The organism is Paenibacillus hamazuiensis, from assembly GCF_023276405.1.
Taxonomy (GTDB): domain Bacteria; phylum Bacillota; class Bacilli; order Paenibacillales; family NBRC-103111; genus Paenibacillus_AF; species Paenibacillus_AF hamazuiensis.
Window position 1 is genome coordinate 587,317 of record NZ_JALRMO010000001.1, and the last position, 18,597, is coordinate 605,913.

Here is an 18,597-nt window from a genome sequence, read left to right on the forward strand (position 1 = left end):
CTGAGAAAGGAGTGTGCCTATGGTTTTCACAACGCGCAGCGGCATGTCCCGCAAACGGCGGATACTCCTGCTGCTGGTGTCTCTTCTGGCGGCCTCCGTCATGCCGGTTCCGCTGCCGGCGGGCGAATCCCCGGCCATTGCGGCCGAGCCGAAGACAGGGCCGCCGGCGGGCCGGCAAGCGGCCGGCGACCCTTCGGCGATTGAGCCGTATTATGCGTCGGCGCTGAAGGCGTGGCAAGATCAAGGGGTTCCCGATGCGACGGGCGCCGTCACCATTCGGGCCGCAGTGCCTTCCGCCCGCTCGGATGCCGTGTCAGCTGCCCCGGGCAGTATGGACGGCAAGCCGGACGTGCTGCTCTGGAAGGGTGCGGAAGCGGGCTGGATCGAGTACCGGTTCGACGTGCCTGCGGCTGGACTGTATGAGATTCATGCCTCCTACCGTCCGCTCCCGGGCAGCGGCATCGGGAATCCGATCGTATGGGATGTTGCGCTCGACGGCAAACGGCCGTTTCGCGAGGCTTCCTCCATTACGCTGTACCGCGAATGGACGGACGCCCGGCCCATTGTGAAAAACGACGACGGGGACGAGGTGCGCCCGCGTTCCTTGGAGCTTGCCGCATGGCGCGCGAAGCCGTTCATCGACTCCGAGGGCGCCTATGCCGAGCCGCTGAAATGGTACCTCGCCGCAGGCGCCCATACGATCCGTTTAAGCGGGCGGGAGCCGGTGGCATTGGAGGAGCTTCGGCTCGTGCCCCCGCAAAAAATCGGCACCTACGCGGAGGTATCTGGCGCTTACCCGTCATCCGCTCCCGTTCAGGCAAACGGGTTTACGCTGCAGGCCGAAGATTTGTCGTTCAAAAACGATACGTCGATCAAGCTGTTTTCCGACACCGATCCGCGCACCGTGCCGGTGGCGAAAGGAAGAATTACATATAACACCGTCGGAGGCCGGCGGTGGCTGTATCAAAATCAGGAAATCACCTGGACGTTTGATGTCCCGGAAACCGGCAAATACAAGCTGGCGCTGCGGACGCTGCAAAACGCGATTGCGCAAAAAGCGTCGTTCCGCCGCATCAGCATCGACGGAAAAACGCCGTTCCGCGAGCTGCTCGACTACCGGTTTCCGTACTCCTCGGACTGGAAGGGTACGGTTCTTCAATCGGCCGACGGAAAACCGTACGAATTTTACTTAAAAAAAGGCCGGCATGAGCTGTCGATCGCCGTGAACCATGCGCCGATCAAGCCGGTGTTAATCGGGATCGACGACCTGTCCGGCCAGCTTCGCCGGATCGAGCAGGATTTGCGTTCGCTCACCGGGGGACTGGTCGACCGCAACCGGACGTGGAAGGTCGCGCAGGAGCTGCCGGATTTGCGGGAGCGGCTGGAGAAGGCGGCGGGAACGATGTCATCGCTTTCCGCAGAGCTGCAGCGGATCAACGGCGGGAAGGACAGCGTCAGCCAGGGGCTCGCCACATCGGCCCAGGACATTCGAACGCTGCTGGAGAAACTCGACGACGTTCCTTATTACGCCGATCAAATCACGAGCATGAACCAGAAAATCAGCAATTTTATCGATACGCTGCTGCAGCAGCCGCTCCAGCTGGATGAAATTTACATCGCTCCGGCCGAAAAAAAGTTCCCGAGCATGGAAGCTTCATGGATCTCTGAAGCGGTGGGCACGGTGAAAAATTTCTTCTACTCCTTTGAGGCGCGCGACAGCTTGAGCAAGCTGAACGACCGCGTGCTGAACGTCTGGGTGCAGCGGGGGCGCGACTACGTGGACCAGCTGCAGCAGCTGGCGGATGAGCAGTTTACACCGGAGACGGGCATCAAGGTCAAGGTCAATCTGCTGCCGACGCCGCAGCTGCTCGTCATGTCCAACGCGGCCGGAGTGCAGCCGGACGTGGCACTCGGACTGACGCAGGATTTGCCGGTCGATTATGCGATCCGCGGAAGCGTCGCCGATCTGTCGAAATTCCCGGGCTTTGAGGAGGTGCAGAAGCGGTTCAGCCCGGGCTCCTGGCTGCCGTTTTATTACAACGGCGGGTACTACGCGGTTCCCGAAACGCAGTCGTTTCTCGTTCTGTTTTACCGCAAAGACATATTGCAGCAGCTCGGCCTGAAGGTGCCGCAAACGTGGGACGACGTCAAGGAGATGCTGCCGGCGCTGCAGCGGCGTTCGCTTAATTTTTATCTGAACCGGAACGATTATACGCCGTTTTTTTATCAAAACCGCGCGGACTTTTTCGAGCCGTCCGGGCTCAAGACGTCGCTCGATTCGCCGCAAAGCTTCAAATCGTTCAAACTGTGGACCGACCTGTTCACCACTTACGCGGTGGAGCGGGAGGTGCCGAGCTTCTACCAGCACTTCCGCAGAGGTACGATGCCGATCGGCGTCTCCGATTACAACATGTACGTGCAGCTGGCCGCAGCTGCTCCGGAGCTGACCGGGCGGTGGGGCATCGCGGAAATTCCGGGCGTGAAGCAGCCGGACGGTACGATCGAACGCTGGGCCGGCGGCGGGCAGCGAACGGGCGTTATTTTCGAAGCGTCGAAGAAAAAAGACCAGGCGTGGGCTTTCCTGAAGTGGTGGGTTTCGGCCGATGTGCAGGCGCGCTACGGCAACGATATCGAAGCCGTGAACGGACCGGCCTTCCGCTGGAACACGTCGAATGTCGAAGCGTTCGTCAAGCTGCCGTGGAGGCCGGAGGACGCGCGTGTAATCCTCGAGCAGTGGCGCTGGTATAAGGACGTGCCGAATTTGCCCGGCGGTTATTTTCTCGAGAGGGAGCTGAAAAACGCCTGGCTGCGCTCCGTCGTCGACGGGATGAACTACCGCTCTTCGCTGGAGACGGCGGTGCTCGACGTCAACCGCGAGCTGCGTCGCAAGCAGCAGGAGTTCGGGTTCGTCGATGCCGGCGGAGCCGTCGTCAAAACGCTCCGTCTGCCGGAAGTAAGCAAACCGTGGGAAGGAGTCGACGCCTATGTTCGATAAAACATCGCAAATGGCGCTGGATGCAGCTACGTCGGGCGCAGCCGGAAAGCTGCGAACCGAAGCGCGGTCCAGGGCGCGGAGCAAGGCCCGCGGCCTGCTCGCGGTCCTTTGGGCTCATCGCTTCTCCTACCTGTTCATCGCGCCGTTTATGCTCAGCTTTACCGCATTTATTTTGATTCCCGTGCTGGCCGCCGTCGGGCTGAGCTTCACGTATTTCAACGCGATCCAGCCGCCCCGCTTCATCGGCTGGCAAAACTACCAGTACCTGCTGTCACAGGATCTGCTGTTTCTGAAATATGCGCTGCCGAATACGTTTCAGTTCGCGCTGCTGGTCGGCCCGTGCGGATACGCCGCCGCCTTTCTGCTGGCCTGGCTCATTTCGCAGCTGCCCGGCACGCTGCGCCGATGGTTCGCCTTGGCGATGTATACGCCGTCGCTTACCGCCGGCATCGCCATGTCGATCGTCTGGCTGCCGATGCTGACCGGTGATCGAATCGGTTATTTGAACAGCCTCCTGCTGCAGCTCGGTCTCATCGACGTGCCGAAGCTGTGGGTGACGGACAAAGATTATTTGATGAACTCGATGATCGTCGTCACGCTTTGGTCGAGCATGGGCGTCGGGTTTCTCGCAATGCTGGCCGGCATATTAAACGTCAACAAGGAGCTGTACGAGGCGGGCAAGCTGGACGGCATCGGCAGCAGGCTGCAGGAAATATGGTACATCACGATTCCGTCGATGAAACCGCAGATGCTGTTCGGAGCGGTGATGGCGATCGTCTCGACGTTTAAAGCCGGGGCCATCGGCGTCGAGCTGTCGGGAACGAACCCGACGCCCGAATATGCCGGGCATCTGATTATCAACCATATCGACGATTACGGCTTTATCCGGTTCGAAATGGGGTATGCGGCGGCGATTTCCGTGTTTCTGCTCATCCTGATGTATTTGTCCAACAAACTGAGCTGGGGGCTGTTCGGCTCCAGGGAGGATGAGTGATGAAACGAAACGGATTCACGCCGGGTCTTCAGAACGTTTGGAAACAAGCGAAGCGGCTGGCCCGCGAAAACCGGCTTGACGGCTTTCAGAAGGCGCTCACGCTGCTTATGCTGCTGCTCGCCGCCTTTATGCTGCTGCCCATCGTTTATATCGTGGGTCACGCTTTCAAGCCTTATCACGAGCTGTTCGTATATCCGCCGAACTTTTTCGTTCGGGAGCCGACGCTGCAAAACTTCACCGAGCTGTTTCTCGTTGCGGCGAATTCCACCGTCCCGATGTCGCGGTATTTGTTCAACAGCGCGATCATTACGATTGCCGGGGTCGCAGGGGTGACGATCGTCAGCGCGATGTGCGCGTACCCGATTTCCAAGCTCAAATTTCCCGGGCATAAACAGGTGTTTGCGCTTGTTTTGCTGACGCTCATGTTTGCGCCTGAAGTCATGCAGATTCCGCGGTATTTGGTCGTCAGCCGTCTCGGGATCATGAACACGTACTGGGCGCATATTTTACCGCTGCTCGCGATGCCGGTCGGCGTGTTTTTGCTTAAGCAGTTCATCGACCAGCTGCCGAACGATTTGCTCGAGGCCGCCCGTATGGACGGGGCCGGCGAACTCGTCGTGTTTTTGCGGGTGGTGATTCCGGTCTGCATGCCGGCCGTCGCCACGGTAGCGATTTTGACGTTCCAGAACGCCTGGGGCAACGTGGAAACGTCCTCCTTGTTCATGCAGGACGACGATATGAAAAATTTCCCGTTTTTTCTGACCACATTGACCAGCAACCAGGCCAATCTCGTGGCGCGGCAAGGGGCGGCAGCGGCGGCGGCGCTCATCATGTTCGTACCGAACCTCGTCATTTTTTTGTTTTTGCAGGGAAAAGTGATCGCCACGATGGCTCATTCGGGGATCAAGTAAAGAGAGGAGGACGGACCTTTTGCGCTCGTTTCTAAGAGGCAGGCTCCGCCTGACGCTGCTGCTGCCCTCGCTCATCGCGGCGCTGCTGCTGCCGAAGGAGGCTGCCGCCTACACTCCGTACAACACGAATTATAAAGACGGTTACGAGCAGCTGGTGTGGACCCAGCCGGCCTATAATCCGGCAGGGGCGATCGGACGCGAGCTTTACGTCCCCGATCCGAACAAGCCCGGGCAGCTGATGCTTTCGCCGCTTAAGCAGCCGCAGGATCTGTTTATCGACGAGCGGGATCAGTTCTATATCGCAGACACGGGGAACAACCGGATCGTCCATCTGGATGAACAAGGAAACCTGGTCCGCATTCTCAACGTCAAGGAAAGCCCGCTGAACAAGCCGCAAGGGCTGTTTGTCGACGGCGAAGGACAAATCTATATCGCCGATACCGGGAACAAAAGGGTTGTGCTGCTCGGCAAGGACGGCCGGCTGCTTCGCGAATACAAGCGGCCCGATTCGAAGTTTTTGCCCGCTTCGTTCAAATACGATCCGGTCAAGCTTGTCGTCGACAAGCGCGGATTTTTGTACATCGTCGTGCTCGGCGGCTATCAAGGGCTCGTGCAGCTCGATCCGGAAGGCGAGTTTCAAGGCTTTTTCGGCGCCAATGCGACCAGCTTTTCCGTGCTCGACATGTTCAAGAGGCTCATTTACTCCCGCGAGATGTACCAGAAGGAGATCAGCAAGCTGCCGGGATCGATTGCCAGCGTGGCTATCGACAAGGAAGGATTGATCTACACCGCTTCCACCGAGTTGGAGGCGCAGCAGATCAAGAAGCTGAACATCGCCGGACTGGACCAGCTGACGAGCAAGGGGGATTTCTCCACCGGCAATGAAAAGCCGAAATTCGGCGAAATCGCCTTCCGCGATTTCAATAACCGGATTCCCGTGCTTTCGGATTTGACGGTGGACGGGGACGGCAATATCACGGCGATCGATTCGAAGCGCAAGGTCGTCAATCAGTACGACAGCAGCGGCAATTTGCTGTTTTTCTGGTGGGGGGACGACAGCGAGGTGACCACCCGGCTCGGATTGGTCAAAACACCGACGGCGATTGCGAATAACTCGCGAAACGAGCTGTTCATCCTGGACGGGGAAAACAACCTCGTACAGTCGTTCCGGCTGTCCGAGTTCGGCGCCCTGGTGCATCAGGCCAACCATTTGACGCAGGCCGGCCAATATGAGGAAAGCGAAGCCCCCTGGGCCGAGGCGCACCGGCTTAACGCGTATTACACGCCGGCCATCGCCGGTATGGCCAAGGCGGCCTATAAACGGGGCGACTACCCAAGGGCGCAGGAGCTGTTTCTGAAAGCCGGTCACGCGCAAGGGTATTCGGATGCGTTTTGGCAAAACCGGCTGATCTGGTTTCAGCAAAATTTCGGGACGCTGGCGAATGCGGTGCTGCTGGCCACAGCGGTGTTAGTGCCGGCGGGCCGATGGAGCCGGCGAAGCGGCTGGAGAACGCGTCTGCAGGCCTCTGCGCGCATCCGGAATCCGCTCGCCGGTCAGCTCGCGCAGGCGCTGCACATCCTGCGGCATCCGATCGACGGCTTCGCAGCGCTTCGCTATGAGCATAAGGCCAGCTGGCTCAGCAGCTTCATCCTGCTTTTGCTTGCGCTCGTGTCGTATTGCGTCATGCGGGCGGGGATCAGCTTTATTTTTAACCCGGAGGTTATCCTTGATGTGAATCTGCTGGCGGCAGCGGTGCAGTTTCTCGCCGTCTGGATCGGGTGGGTCGTCGCCAACTATTTAATCAGCTCGATCTACCGTGGGGAAGGCAGGTTTCGCGACGTCGTATACGGCAGCTCTTATGCGGCGTTTCCGCTCGTGCTGATCGGCCTGCCGCTGACGCTGCTTTCGAACGCGATGACGTTAAACGAGACGTCGATTTTTCATTTTCTGTATTACGGTTTATTTGTGTGGATCGCTCTGCTGCTGTTTTGGCAGGTGCAGAGCATGCAAAATTACACCGTCGGCGAAACGGCCGTCAATGTCGCTTTGTCCGTATTTACGATGACCGTTTGCGGCGTGCTCGTCTTTATTACGGTCGGGCTGACGAAGGAGCTTGCCGATTTCTTTTATTCCGTGTACCAGGAGGTGTCGGTCCGATGAGGCGAAGCCGCATTATATTTTCTTCGGCGGTTGGGCTGGTCATCGTGGCTGCAGCCGTCCTGCTTTACATGCGTCTCGCCGAAGGAACGCGGACTGGAACGGCGGCATCCAAGGCCACGTCCGCCGCAGCGGGGGCGTCGCAGCCGGCTTCAGCCGTCGGCGCGCCCAAGCCGGCGCTCCCTGACGAAGCAAGCTTCCGGCCGGCGGCGGAGTCGGCGGGCCTAAAGCTGTGGGTCGACGACAAAACCGGCCACTTCAAGGTAGAGCAGAAGAAAACGGGACACGTCTGGCGTTCATACCCGGATCCCGACCAGTGGTCCCGGGAGACGATTACAGGAACGTGGCGGAACAATCTGATGTCGCCGGTCATGCTGGAGTACATCGATGCGTCCAACTCCAAATCGCAGGCGAAAACGATCAGTTGGCTCGAGGATAAGGGCGTATTGGAAAAGTTTCAAACGACGCCGGACGGCTTCAAGATGACCTACAATTTTACCGGAACGGGCTTCAAAATTCCGGTTGAGGTGCGGCTTCGCGAAGATTATGTGGAAACGGCGATCAACGATCGGGACATTCGGGAGGGCAAGCTCAGCCTGCTCCATGTCAAGCTGTTCCCGCTCTTCGGTGCCGAACCGTATAAGGAAAACGAAGAAGGTTATACGCTGCTGCCCGACGGAGCGGGAGCGCTGATCCGGTTCAAGCCGAATCAGGCTAACGACAAGTCGGTCTATCGTGAGAACGTCTACGGCAACGACAGCGCGTTTTATAGCGAGCGGACGGGCCGAAGCGCAATCCGGCTGCCGGTATTCGGCATCAAGTCGGGGCCGCAGGCTTTTGTCGCCGTGATGGTATCGGGCGAGGAATATGCCAAGCTGTTCGCCGCACCGGCCGGGGCTTACGGCCAGTACAACTGGGCGACCCCGGAATGGACGTACCGGCTGAAATATTTTCAGAGCACAAGCAAGAAGGGCCCGAACGGTTTCTTCACTTACAATAAGGAGCGGTTTAACACCCCCGAGCGGGCGACGCGTTATTATTTGCTTGAACCGGATCAAAGCGACTACGTCGGCATGGCCGGGAAATACCGCCAGTTCCTCATCGCGGAAAAAGGGCTTAAGCCGCTGCAGCCGAAAAACGGCGAGGTGCCGTTTTATGCGGATATCGTTGGCGCCGACATCAAGCAGGGGCTTGTCTGGGACAAATATTTGCCGGGGACGACGACATCGGAAGCGGCAGCTATCGTCGGCGCGCTGCTGGATCAAGGCATACGGAATTTGACGGTGCGCTACGCCGGCTGGCAAAGCGGAGGTTACAGTTCGTTCGGCGGGCTGTTTCCGGTCGATTCCCGGCTCGGCGGCAACGACGGCATGCGCCAGTTCATCCGGTTCGCTCATTCCCGGAACGTCCCGGTTTATTTGACGGCAAATTATACGCTGAACAACACGGGGCGGGACGGATTTTGGCCGACGTTTGACGGGATGCGCGATCTGTCGGGGACGGTCGTGGAATTCGAAAACCCGGCCAACCGCGAGATGACGACCATGGTCAGCCCGCGACTCGCGGAGAAGACGGTCGCCAAAGACTTAAGCGAGTTTAAAGCGCTTGGGGCCGACGGCATTTATTTCAATGAAGGCGTCGGGCAATTTCTGAACAGCGATTTCAACGAGCGGTATAAAGCGAACCGCAGCGAGGTGCTGCAAAGCCAGCGCAGCGTGCTGAAGACTGTCCGCGACGCGCTCGGTGGTGTGATGGCGGAAGACGCGAACGCGTACACGTGGGACCAGACAGGCCATATTCACCGGCTGGCGGATTCGTATTCGCACGATATTTTTGTTGACGAGCCGGTTCCGTTCCTGCCCATCGTGCTTCACGGGCTGCTTACGTATTCGACGGAATGGTCCAACCTGCGCGAGCAAAACCGCGCAGGCTTCCTGCGCAGCATCGAGCTCGGAGCGTATCCGGCGTATGTGCTTACGAACGCGCCGTCCGGCAGCATGAAAGGCGCTTTTTCCATCTGGTATTACAGCATGGATTACAGGGATTGGCTGTCCCAGGCGGCGGCCGAATACAAGCGGTTTAACGAAGCGCTTGGAGACGTGCAGGATCGGGCGATCGTCGGGCACCGCACCTTGGCTCCGGGCGTCAAGGAAACGGAATATGCCGGGGGCAAGAAAATCGTCGTCAACTACAACGCGGAGCCGTTCGTCCACGGCGATGTCCGCGTGCCGGCGCAGGACTTTATCGTGCTGAAGGGAGGGAGCGCCCCGTGAACGGATTGAAGCTGCACGCACAAACCCTCCGCAAATGGGAAGGCAGTTTGTTCATCGCGCCGTGGATTTTCGGATTTTTCGCATTTGTCGCCTTCCCGCTCGGATTCTCTCTCTATATGAGTTTCCATCGGGTGAAGGTGACGGTAAGCGGTATTGAAACGGTTCCGAACGGCATCGACTATTACCGGGAAATATTATTCGCCGACGGCGGACTGCTGTACAACGACCTGATACCTTTTTTGCGGGAAGCGGCCGTCATGATTCCGGTCATTATTATTTTTTCCATGCTGATCGCGATTTTGCTTAATCAGAGGTTTTGGGGAAGGACGTTTTTCCGGGTTGTTTTCTTTCTCCCAGTTATTTTCTCTTCCGGTCAAATCGTGCTGGAGTTTATGAAGCAGGGCGAAGGTTCGCTCGCTTTCGTCGAGTCGCTGCGCATCAATGCGTACGTGGCCGAGTATGTTCCAAAAGCTTGGGTGGAGCCGATCAACCACGTCATCAGCTCTTTTGTTCTGGTGCTTTGGTATTCGGGCGTACAAATTTTGATTTTTCTCGCGGGCCGGCAGACGATTTCCTCTTCGGTGTACGAGGCGGCCCGCATCGACGGGGCGGACCCGTGGAATACGTTTTGGAAAATTACGCTGCCGGGACTCATCCCGTTTATTTTTCTCAATTTGATTTTTACGGTCGTCGATCTGTTTACGTTTCCAAGCAACCCGATCATCAGCAAGGTGTCGACGGCCAATTACGGGTTGTCCAGCGCGTTGGCGTGGATTTATTTCGTCATCGTGCTCGCCTTTATCGGGCTGGCGCTGCTCATGTACAGCCGGGTCGACAAGGCGTTCGGCGGGAAACGCCGCTAACGGCCGCCCGAATCGGTGTGGATGAATTGGCAGGAGTGCGAAAACAAGGAGGGGGTAAACGTTGGAACGCATCGCTCATGCACCCGAAAGCCGCCGGGGATGGACTCGTGAAGCCGCCGCAGGCCGGGCGGATTCCGTCAAATACGTGCTGCTTGGGAAGGAAGCCGATCAAGGCTTGCTGTTTCGCCTGTTTCTGTATTTGATATTGATCGACACGGCGTTTATTTACTTGAAGCCGATATTGTACATGGTCATCACGATGCTGAAGGATTCCTCGAATATGCTTGATCCTTCCGTCGTATGGGTGCCGCGCTCGATTTTTATCGGCCATCTGGAGGAAGCGTTTCGCTTGCTCAAATTTAAAACCGGCTTTCTTTACAGCCTGACGATTTCGCTGTCGGTGGCCGTGCTGCAGATCGTTTCGTGCGCCGCTGCCGGTTACGCTTTTGCCAGACTCGAATTTCCATTCAAAAAGTTCTGGTTTACCGCTTTGGTGTTCACCTTTATATTGCCGCCCCAGCTCACGATACTGCCGTCGATTTTGATGTTCAAGCAGATCGGCTGGGCCAACACGTATTTGCCGATGATCGTTCCGGCGCTGTTCGGCCACGGGCTGAAGGGTGCGCTGTTCGTCATCATCTTCCGCCAGTTTTTCCAGACGCTGCCGAAGGAGCTGGAGGAAGCCGCGAGGATAGACGGGGCGAATGCGTTTCGCTTCTTCTTTAAGGTGATGCTGCCGCTTTCCAAGTCGGCGATGATCGTCGTGTTTTTGTTTTCGTTCGTATGGAACTGGAACGACTTTTATTTGCCGTCGATGTATATGTCCGGCTCCAAGGAGGTTCCGCTCTCGATCAGCCTGGCGAAGCTGGCGGCCAGCTTATCCGCCGACGAGGCGCAGGGAGGGATCAGCATTTTCGCCGAGCCGGTGAAGATGGCCGCATCCTTCCTGATCATCGCCCCGGTGCTCGTCGTCTACGCGATCGCCCAGCGCTGGTTCGTGGAAGGCATCGAACGGACGGGACTCGTGGAATAACTTTTGATAAAATCGACTAAGGAGATCTTGACAACGATGAAAAAACCGATCTTTCTCACAACATTAGGTTTTATGATTGCGGTTCTGTCCGCCTGCGCGGGGCAGAGCGATCCGGGGGCGTCGGTCCCCGCTTCGGAAGCGGGCGCGAAGGATGCCGGCGCAAGCGGCGAGCCGGTCACGCTGAAGTTTTACAACAGCAGCGGCACGTTTACGAACACCGAATTCAAAACGTTCATCGCCGAGCCGGTACATAAGCGGTTTCCGAACATTACCGTGGAGCGGATCGAACCTCCGACAGGCACGACGCCGGAAGACTTTTTCACCTCCGGGGCCGATCCGGATCTCATCTACTCCAGCTCGACGACGCACAGCAAGCTGATCGCTCTCGGCGTGCTGCAGGACCTGCGCGATTATATCAAGAAGTATAACTTTGACGAAAGCCGGATCAAGCCGTTTCTCTACAACTACGCGAAGGGGCTGTCCGGCAAGGGGGAAGTGCTGGCCATTCCGTTCAACTCGAACCAGCACATTTTATACTACAACAAGGATATTTTCGATAAATTCGGCGTGCCGTACCCTTCCGACCAGCAGATGACGTGGGAGCAGGCGATCGAACTCGGGCAAAAGCTGACGCGCACGGAGAACGGCGTAAGCTACGTCGGGATCGACGCCGAGGGGCCGATCGGCCTCGCGAAAAGCCTGGCTCTGCCGATCATCGATCTGAAGACGAACAAGTCGGTCTTAAATTCGCCGGATTGGGTGCGCGTGTTCAACATCGCCAAGCTGAATTACGATATTCCCGGTTATGTCGGCAAAGGCGATAAATACGTGTACGGACGCGACGATTTTATGAAGGAGCGCAATCTCGCCATGCGCCCGACCTGGCTCGCCAATATGGTCGGCCCTCTGGAGGAGCTGCGCCAGCAGGGGCTCGAGGTGAACTGGGACATCGCGCCGGTTCCGACCTTCAGCGACCATTTGGGGCAAACGCGGGAGGCGCAGGTGCATACGCTGTCGGTCTCGAACAAAAGCAAGCATAAAGACGAGGCGTTCCAGGCGATCGCGTACATTTTGTCCGACGAGGTGCAGCGCACGCTGTCCCGCAACGGCAGAGTTCCCGCCATCGTGAATCCGCAGCTGGAAGAGGAGTTCGGCGCGGATATCCCGGTTTTGAAGGGGAAAAAGGTGCAGAACGTTTTCGTCGGCCAGCCGCTTCAGGAGCATAACTTCCATCAGTTCGAGGTCGATGTGCAGAAGTACGTCAACGATGCGGCCAAAAGCATCGCCATCGACAAGGTCGACGTCAACACGGCGCTGCGCAAAGCGTCGGAGGAAGTCGATAAAGCGGTGGAGCGGCTGCAGAAGAATCAGTAAGCGTCAAGCGGTTCACACTCGTGAGCGTCCGTAAAGCTCAATGAAAAAAACACCTCAATTCGCCTCGCGGCTTGAATTGAGGTGTTTGACGTTAGCGGCACTCCGTAACGAATCGGCAAATATGCGGGATGATCCTGCGGCACGTTTTCCCGAGCCCGGCGATAAACCGAAACGCCGGCCCATGGCTGTGCGAAGCGAGCGGTCCGGCGAAATACAGCCCCGGAACGCTGCTTTCGAAATGGGCGTTCAGGCGGGGGAACCCGCTGCCGCCGTGCGTTTCCCTTTCCACCGCGTCCAGCAGCTCCCGGTCGAGGAAAGGGACCCGGCTTAGATCAATGCGGTAGCCGGTGGCTGCGATCAGGTGGTCCAGCTCCCTTTCCGCGCCGTTTGACAGCAGCAGCCTCAGCTTGCCGCCGCAAGTCGGCTCGGCCTGTTCCACCGTGACCTGCGCCGTTTCCGGCACTTTGCCGTCCACGTACGGGCGCAGAAAGGCGGCAATGCTGGCCGACCGGCTCGCCCATTTTTCCAGCTTGTCCTCAAGCGGCAGGTCATAGAAGGCTTCGGCCAGCTGCACGAGCTCGATGCCCGAGCCGTTGCCGGGGCTGTAATTCGGCGCCTCCCGGCGGTAGATCAGCTCTACGTCGCTGCCGCACATATGCAGCAGCGCGGCCGCTTCCCAGGCGCTTTGCCCGCTGCCGAGCACCGCGACCTTGCGCCCGGCGAACGGGCTGAAGTCGGTATAGCGGAACGTATGGGATACGAGGTCGCCGGGAATGCCGGCGAGCGCGTCCGGGATGTACGCGTAATGCTGCAAACCGGTGGCGACAACCGCATGCCGGGCCCTAACCGCTCGTCCTGACTCGGTCAAAGCCTGAAACCCGCCGGAAACGGCGGAAAGTCTGACGACTAGCTCGGGCGTAAACTCCACGCCTGTTTTGGCGGCAAACCAAAACGCATAGTCCACAAACACGGGGCGCGGCAGCGGGACGGTGATTTCCGTCCGTGTCTCCCGGGAGAAGCGCTGCAGCGTAAATACGTCACGCTCATCGGACAGCGCGATGACCTCCGGCTGGGTACGTATAAACATATTTTGCGGCATCTGATGTTGCCAAAAATGCATCGGGTACCCGAGCAGCGCGTACGACAAGCCGCTTGCTGCCGCGTGAGCGGCCAGCGAAATGCCGTACGGCCCGGCGCCGACGATGAGCAGATCTAACAAAAGGCACCTCTCCCTGCGGATTATTCCAGCTTGAAGCCGCGATTTTCCAAAAAGCTGCGCATATGCGTGCGCTGCCTCGATTTCAGGCGGCCCGCCATTTCCTTCGACCAGTTGGAGTCCCTTGTACCGCCCGCCCGGGTGAGCATCCATTCGTTGAGCTCCCGGTTATACCGCTCGATGCTTTCAGGATAAGCCTCCGTGGAGTAACGCTCGCGGTGCAGCACCGCCTCCAGAGGCAGCCGGGGTCGCTGAGTCGGCTCTTGATCGGGGTAACCGAGGCACATGCCGAAGACGGGATATACCAGGTCCGGCAGGCCGACCAGATCCGATATGTCCTGCGGATTGTTGCGGATTCCACCGATAAAGACGGTGCCAAGGCCTAACGATTCGGCGGCGACAACGGCGTTTTGCGCAGCCAGCGCGGCATCGACCGTAGCGATGATGAAGATTTCCGCGGTTCCCGGAATCTCCACCTCTTCGATTGGGGCACTGGCATATTTCAGCCTCAGCAAGTCGGCGCACCAAAGCAAGAAGACCGGACATTCCTCGATGTACTGCTGATCCGCCGCCAAATGGGCAATCCGGCGCTTCACCTCCGGATCGGTTACGGCCACGACGCTGTATGCCTGCATATTGCTTGATGTGGGAGCTTTTTGCGCCGCTTCGACGATTGCCCGAAGCTGCTCCGCGCTCACCGGCTCCGGTTTGTATTTCCGGATCGACCGATGCTGCAGCAGCTGGTTGATGGTGCTGTTCATATTCTGGATCACCTTTCCTTGGAAAATAAAGGTTGTTCAAAAACGAAAAAACCGAAGACCACGCCTGAAAGCGGGTCTCCGGTTATCCGGTAGCTGAAATTTATACAAGTATGCCAAGTGGAATAATTTGTTTTAAATATACCACCGGCATTCGCCAACGTCAATGAAAAAACGGGCAATTCAAAAAAAATAAAAAAGGTATTGAAATTCTTATTAAACCCAGTATAATACTCGGTATAAGTTTGCTGTCTACCGGATAACTGGAGACCGGCCTTCGAGAGGAAATTTGTCTCGACCCGCCGCGTCTCTTTTTTGTACATGAATCATGAATAGGAGGAAAAAAGCGCTGGCATAAACCTTCAGCCCTTGGACGTTGGCGGAAATAACAGATTAACTCACTACCGGAAAACCGGAGCTACAGCATTTCAGCCGCAGCTCCGGTTTTTAATGCGTTTGGAGGCGGCATCCATTCATAGCAAAAAGGCGGTGAAACCATGACTTCAAAAGCGGCATACGCTCTTGCTTCCCTGCTCCTGCTTCTCCCGCTCGGAGCTTGCGCGAAACAGAACGGGCTCGACAACGACGCTGCCGGAGAGACGGCGGCTTCCGCGCAGCCGGTCAAGCTGCTGATATATTCGTACGGAGCTACCTTCACCAACACCGAATTTAAAACGCTTATTGCGGATCCGGTCAATAAAAAATATCCGCACATCACGATCGAACGGATCGAGCCTCCCGCAACGGCGACGCCGGAGGAGCTTTTTTCCTCGGGAACGGTGCCGGATTTGATTTTCTCCACCTCCACATCGTACTACCGGTTCATCCGTATGGGAGCGATTGAAGATCTGCGCCCCTGGATTCAAAAATACCGTTTCGACGAAAGCCGGTTAAAGCCGTTCCTGTACGATGCGGTCAGGCAAATTGCGGATAATGGGGCCATTTACGGAATACCGTTCAACTCCAACCAGCACATCCTGTATTACAACAAAGATATTTTCGATAAATTCGGCGTCCCATATCCGCCCGACCGGCAGATGACATGGGATGAAACGCTTGACCTCGCTCGCCGGCTGACCCGCACTGACGGCGGAGTCAGCTACATCGGCATTGACGTGCAAGGTCCGCTTGGCTTCGCCCGCAGCCTCGCGCTCTCCGTCATCGACCCGAAGACGGGCAAATCGCTGCTCGATTCGCCGGACTGGGTGCGCACATTCAACTACTCGAAGAAAAATGCCGAAATTCCCGGATTCGTCGGAAAAAACAACACGTACAACTACGATCGGGACCAGTTCATGAAGGACCGCATATTGGCCATGCGTCCGGCGTGGCTGGCCAATATGGTCGGTCCGATGGAGGAGCTGCGGCAGATGGGCATTGAGGTGAACTGGGACATCGCTCCCATCCCGCAATTCGCCGATCGTTTGGGGGAAACGCGGGAAGCGCAGGTGCACTCCTTGTCGGTATCCAGCGGAAGCAAACACAAGGATGAGGCGTTCCAAGCGATCGCCCACATTTTATCGGACGAAACGCAGCGCATTCTTTCCCGCAACGGCCGGGTGCCGGCAATCGTCAAACCGGAGCTCGAGCGGGAGTTTGGCGCCGACATCCCTGTGCTGAAAGGGAAAAAGGTGCAAAATGTGTTTGTCGGCCAGCCGCTCAAGACACACGAAACAAACGAATACGAGAACGACATTACCAAATTCGTAACGGATGCTTACAAGGACATGGTGCTGAACAATACCGATATCAATACGGCTATCCGCAAAGCTTCGGAGAACATCGACAAAGAAGTCGAGAGGCTGAGAAAAAATCAATAACGGTTTAATAATCCTATTAACGAGGTGTATCGTATATGAGCAAACCGAAACGTCAACTGCATTTGAACGCTTTCTTATCCGCGACAGGTCACCACGAATCGTCGTGGCGCCATCCGCAGACGCAGCCTGAACGCGGTCTGGATATCCGCTATTACCAGGAGCTGGCGCAAACCGCCGAACGCGGCCTGCTTGATTCGTTATTTTTGGCGGACGGCTATGCCGGCCGGTTCGGCAAGCTGGAGCCGTTTACGATGCTGTCGGCTCTTGCCATGGTGACGGAGCGCATCGGCTTGATCGCGACGGTCGGCACCACGTATAACGAGCCGTTCCATGTGGCGCGGAAATTTGCCTCGCTTGATTACATCAGCAGCGGCAGAGCGGGCTGGAATATCGTGACCGGGGCGGGATCGGCCGCCTTCAATTTCGGCCGGGCGGAGCACCCGGCACACTCGGTGCGCTACGAGAATGCGGACGAATTCGTCGAGGTCGTCAAGCAGCTTTGGGACAGCTGGGAGGATGACGCGCTGGTGTACGACAAGCAAGCCGGCATTCAGATTCAGCAGGGCAAGGTGCATGAAATTAACTTTAAAGGAAACGTCTATTCCGTGCAGGGGCCGCTTAATATTCCGCGTCCTCCGCAAGGTTACCCTGTGCTCGTGCAGGCCGGCTCCTCGGACACCGGCCGCGAATTTGCCGCCAAAACGGCGGAGGTTATTTTCACGGCGCAGCAGACGCTGGAGGACGCACAGTCGTTCTACCGCGATGTGAAATCGCGGCTCGCGAAATACGGCCGGACGCCGGAGCAGCTGCACATTTTGCCGGGGCTCAGCCCCGTGCTTGCCGATACGGAGGCGGAGGCGCGGGATATCGAGGCCGAGCTGCACGACTTGACGCCGCCGGAGCAGGGCGCCCGGTCCTTGTCCTCCTGGCTCGGCATCGACCTCTCGCGTTATCCGTACGACGGCCCGCTGCCGTATGACGACTTGCCCGGCGTTGAGAACATCAACGGGCACAAGGCGCGCTACGAGGTGATGGTCGATCTGGCACGCAGAGAAAACCTGACGATCCGCCAGCTCGCCCGCCGCATTGCCGGCGCCAGAGGCCATGCCACGTTTACGGGAACTCCGCTGCAGTTCGCCGATTTTATCGAGAAATGGTTCGTGAGCGGCGCTGCGGACGGCTTTAACCTGATGCCGCAAATTTATCCCGGCGGACTGACGCAAATCGTAGACAAAGTCATCCCCGAACTGCAAAATCGCGGTTTGTTCCGCACCGCATACGAAGGAACGACGCTGCGCGAAAATCTCGGGCTGTCGCGCCCGCAAAATGTCCGCTATCAGGCGGCATATACGGCATTGGCATCCACCGCAGCTTCGGAGGTATAACAGTTGCGGCAGACCAATCCATATCGGATTAGCCAAAAAAAGAAAACGGTTGGACCATGCGATTTTGGGGCCCGACCGTTTTTTTGTTGATAAAAATGTTACGTCTGTTAGCCAAACCAGGCCGAATACGAGTGGTTGCTCATAACTTTAGCAACTATATCGCGCAGCCGTGAAGCGTGTCCGACATAGGTTTTGCTTCAGCAAAAATATGGCGGACACACGCGAGCAAGAGGCACGCAGTATCCCCTAAAGTACTGCGCAAAAGTACAGCGTGTCCGGCATCGGATTTTTTGCCTGAAAGCAAAAAATCGATGTCGGACAAACGCGAACTAGAAGCGAGCACCACCTCTTACGGGGAGGGTCCAGGGCGCAAGCGGCAAATGTTTTCAGGTGAAGCGGGAACATAGCGGAACTATGATTCGCTAAGTGGATCGATTTCGGATATTTTTGGAAATTAGCGGAACTCAGGTGCGCTATTTGTCTGTTTCTCTACTCCTCAAGCCATTTTTCACCGATTTAGCGCATCTCAGTTCCTCTATTTTTTCGACGCGCCCATTTTTTCGGGAATAGCGAACGTGAGTTCCGTTATTTTTATAAACAACTTAACTGTTTCTAATGTCATTCGGTCTTCTATGGTTTTCAACCCTTGATTTCGTCCGTGCCTGTTAACCCGACAACATTACGCAAGCACCTTAAGGGCCTTGCTCCGCAAAGCCGGCTACGGAATCCTGGGGTCCCCCTTCCGAGGGGGGAGAGGTGGTCCCTGTGATCTAGTGAGTAGATTTTTTTATTTTTGTCGGCTAGCCGACTGTTTTAT

The 18,597-nt window shown here is 57.2% G+C and carries 12 protein-coding genes; 10 read left to right on the forward strand and 2 right to left on the reverse strand.

Going from position 1 to position 18,597, the window contains the following annotated elements:
* Positions 1–19 precede the first annotated feature (19 nt).
* The 8 genes from MYS68_RS02380 (at position 20) to MYS68_RS02415 (ending at position 12,601) form a co-directional block, all read left to right on the forward strand.
* Positions 20–2,995 (forward strand): extracellular solute-binding protein, encoded by a 2,976-nt coding sequence (locus MYS68_RS02380; protein ID WP_248924288.1) that lies wholly within the window; start codon positions 20–22, stop codon positions 2,993–2,995.
* Positions 2,985–3,989 (forward strand): carbohydrate ABC transporter permease, encoded by a 1,005-nt coding sequence (locus MYS68_RS02385; RefSeq protein WP_248924289.1) that lies wholly within the window; start codon positions 2,985–2,987, stop codon positions 3,987–3,989. Before MYS68_RS02380 ends, MYS68_RS02385 begins: the two co-directional genes overlap by 11 nt.
* Positions 3,989–4,900: a carbohydrate ABC transporter permease gene (locus MYS68_RS02390; protein ID WP_248924290.1), complete on the forward strand. Its 912-nt coding sequence runs from the start codon at positions 3,989–3,991 to the stop codon at positions 4,898–4,900. The genes MYS68_RS02385 and MYS68_RS02390 overlap by 1 nt, the downstream gene beginning before the upstream one ends.
* 19 nt (positions 4,901–4,919) lie before the next feature.
* On the forward strand, positions 4,920–7,061 hold the full coding sequence (locus MYS68_RS02395) for a YIP1 family protein (RefSeq protein WP_248924291.1): 2,142 nt from the start codon (positions 4,920–4,922) through the stop codon (positions 7,059–7,061).
* The gene (locus MYS68_RS02400) at positions 7,058–9,331 is read left to right on the forward strand and encodes a DUF5696 domain-containing protein (protein ID WP_248924292.1); all 2,274 of its coding nucleotides are present in this window, start codon (positions 7,058–7,060) and stop codon (positions 9,329–9,331) included. Before MYS68_RS02395 ends, MYS68_RS02400 begins: the two co-directional genes overlap by 4 nt.
* Positions 9,328–10,194, forward strand: coding sequence for a carbohydrate ABC transporter permease (locus tag MYS68_RS02405; protein ID WP_248924293.1), 867 nt, complete (start codon positions 9,328–9,330; stop codon positions 10,192–10,194). The genes MYS68_RS02400 and MYS68_RS02405 overlap by 4 nt, the downstream gene beginning before the upstream one ends.
* 61 nt (positions 10,195–10,255) lie before the next feature.
* Entirely contained in the window at positions 10,256–11,227 is a 972-nt protein-coding gene (locus MYS68_RS02410) for a carbohydrate ABC transporter permease (protein ID WP_248924294.1), read from the forward strand.
* A gap of 36 nt (positions 11,228–11,263) precedes the next feature.
* On the forward strand, positions 11,264–12,601 hold the full coding sequence (locus MYS68_RS02415) for an ABC transporter substrate-binding protein (RefSeq protein WP_248924295.1): 1,338 nt from the start codon (positions 11,264–11,266) through the stop codon (positions 12,599–12,601).
* Between the two features lie 91 nt (positions 12,602–12,692).
* Here MYS68_RS02415 and MYS68_RS02420 read toward each other — a convergent pair whose 3' ends face one another.
* Positions 12,693–13,820, reverse strand: coding sequence for an NAD(P)-binding domain-containing protein (locus MYS68_RS02420; protein ID WP_248924296.1), 1,128 nt, complete (start codon positions 13,818–13,820; stop codon positions 12,693–12,695).
* Between the two features lie 20 nt (positions 13,821–13,840).
* Positions 13,841–14,578 carry an oxygen-insensitive NADPH nitroreductase gene (gene nfsA / locus MYS68_RS02425; protein ID WP_248924297.1) on the reverse strand — a complete coding sequence of 246 codons (738 nt, stop codon included), beginning with the start codon at positions 14,576–14,578 and terminating at the stop codon, positions 13,841–13,843.
* A gap of 494 nt (positions 14,579–15,072) precedes the next feature.
* Between nfsA and MYS68_RS02430 the strand changes: the two genes are divergently transcribed.
* Together MYS68_RS02430 and MYS68_RS02435 are read left to right on the forward strand one after the other, a co-directional pair.
* Positions 15,073–16,395 carry an ABC transporter substrate-binding protein gene (locus tag MYS68_RS02430; RefSeq protein WP_248924298.1) on the forward strand — a complete coding sequence of 441 codons (1,323 nt, stop codon included), beginning with the start codon at positions 15,073–15,075 and terminating at the stop codon, positions 16,393–16,395.
* Between the two features lie 35 nt (positions 16,396–16,430).
* Positions 16,431–17,780, forward strand: a complete 1,350-nt coding sequence (locus MYS68_RS02435; protein ID WP_248924299.1) for an LLM class flavin-dependent oxidoreductase — start codon at positions 16,431–16,433, stop codon at positions 17,778–17,780.
* Positions 17,781–18,597 lie beyond the last annotated feature (817 nt).

Coding starts and splice junctions, on each gene's coding strand:
- MYS68_RS02385 (WP_248924289.1), top strand. CDS start 2,985: ATGTTCGATAAAACATCGCAAATGGCGCTGGATGCAGCTACGTCGGGC.
- MYS68_RS02380 (WP_248924288.1), top strand. CDS start 20: ATGGTTTTCACAACGCGCAGCGGCATGTCCCGCAAACGGCGGATACTC.
- MYS68_RS02430 (WP_248924298.1), top strand. CDS start 15,073: ATGACTTCAAAAGCGGCATACGCTCTTGCTTCCCTGCTCCTGCTTCTC.
- MYS68_RS02400 (WP_248924292.1), top strand. CDS start 7,058: ATGAGGCGAAGCCGCATTATATTTTCTTCGGCGGTTGGGCTGGTCATC.
- nfsA (WP_248924297.1), bottom strand. CDS start 14,578: ATGAACAGCACCATCAACCAGCTGCTGCAGCATCGGTCGATCCGGAAA.
- MYS68_RS02435 (WP_248924299.1), top strand. CDS start 16,431: ATGAGCAAACCGAAACGTCAACTGCATTTGAACGCTTTCTTATCCGCG.
- MYS68_RS02390 (WP_248924290.1), top strand. CDS start 3,989: ATGAAACGAAACGGATTCACGCCGGGTCTTCAGAACGTTTGGAAACAA.
- MYS68_RS02415 (WP_248924295.1), top strand. CDS start 11,264: ATGAAAAAACCGATCTTTCTCACAACATTAGGTTTTATGATTGCGGTT.